The organism is Fulvivirga imtechensis AK7, from assembly GCF_000331535.1.
GTDB lineage: Bacteria > Bacteroidota > Bacteroidia > Cytophagales > Cyclobacteriaceae > Fulvivirga > Fulvivirga imtechensis.
In genome coordinates this window covers 1-1540 of sequence record NZ_AMZN01000183.1, presented here as the reverse complement: position 1 = coordinate 1540, position 1540 = coordinate 1, and the positions used below count along the sequence as shown (strand labels likewise).

Annotated in this window: 1 protein-coding gene; it reads left to right on the top strand. The window is 44.7% G+C overall.

The window, feature by feature from the left end:
- Positions 1-359: 359 nt before the first annotated feature.
- On the top strand, positions 360-1127 hold the full coding sequence (locus C900_RS27660; protein WP_157494291.1) for a hypothetical protein: 768 nt from the start codon (positions 360-362) through the stop codon (positions 1125-1127).
- The last annotated feature ends 413 nt before the right edge of the window (positions 1128-1540 follow it).

Here is a 1540-nt window from a genome sequence, read left to right as displayed (position 1 = left end):
GCATCCCTACCGGGATGCTTAAGTTAACGGCTATGGGACCTGTTTCCGGGACTCTTTAGAACATGGCATTCAGCTAGTGCGTCCCTTTAATATACGCTATGGAAACCAGAAGAAGTTGATTTTTCTTCGCCATTTTATTGGTTGAGGATATATGGCTGCTTCTATGAAAGTTCCTAAGTAAGGGGTCCGGGAACTGATACTATAGCCCCCCAAAAAAAAGTTTTATTGCCCCGAAACCAGCTACTCCGCTACACCTTTCCCCCATACAGCTAATAAAATTTGATGGCATTTTAGAAAAGCAGAACTTCATTATGGAGCCTCACCAAGAGGCTGTTTTCTCAACCATAAACCTAAAACCAATGAAAAATTACAAATTACCACTTGTCTATGGCCTCTCAGCACTTCTAATGTTTTCTATCTCCTGTAGTGAGCAGGGAATAGCTCCCAATCCGGCCACTGATACTCCTCATGATCATTTCACAGATCAAAATGTCCCTGTTCTTATGGCTAATGACAGCGATCTAACTCCAAACGGTCCTGATAGCTTCTACCAGGAGCCCTGGGAAAACAACTATTCGGCATTCGGACATTCCGTTCATCCTGTAGACTACACACTGGATGGCCCCAATCCTATCTTAGATGAGATCGACAAATATTCTACTTTTGTTAGCAACATACCGCTTGACATTACCGTGAGCAACGCCAGCAGTTCCGCATGGTATGGCAACTATATCTATTCTTTTAGGAACAGGTCCGATAAACCCATTCATCTGGATTGTACGGTGATCATCTTCCGCGCGCCCTCAGGGTCGGCATTGCATCACTCTTACTGGAACAGTATATCTCCCTTTGGACACCCGCAGCAGGATTATGTGGAGGTGTCTATTCCTGGTACAGAAGACTCATTTTATATCGCCAGGCTGGTCTTCCATGACGTACCCAAAAGTCAGCGTCTTTTGTATCCCGGAGCTAGTTTCGAATACAGATTGGGCTGCCCGCTTGTTCCTAATACCGGATATATTACCATCGAAGATTCCAAACATACCGTTAGGGTGATTGCAGACCTGGATGGTGGCAAAAATGAGGAGATCATTGAACGCTACGGCACCAATCGCTATACTAATTAGTGTCTATAAGAAAACGCCAATGTCTGCGTTACGCTCGCCCCAAAAATGCTCACGTACCTCAGTACGCTCCGCTTTTTGGCACTTCGTCCCGCCCTTTGGCGGGAACGTTTTCTTAAGCCACTTAGAGTTTTCTTACAAACACTAATTAGTGTTTGTAAGAAAACCAACATTTATCGTCATTGCGACCTGTCCCGAGCTTTATGTAGCTTTATGTCGGGAGGAGATGTCGTCTGACAGAAGGAAGATGACATTGACGTGGCAATCCCCCAATCGTTAAAGCGAATTATATTTCTTCACCGCACGATGTTCTAATCAGGGGACTGCCACGCTCCCTATCAGTCGCTACCGATGACGTATTATTCAACATATTGATTTGCAACAAGTTGATATCCCATTTCTTTCGCTGCAGTTTT

Coding starts and splice junctions, on each gene's coding strand:
- C900_RS27660 (WP_157494291.1), top strand. CDS start 360: ATGAAAAATTACAAATTACCACTTGTCTATGGCCTCTCAGCACTTCTA.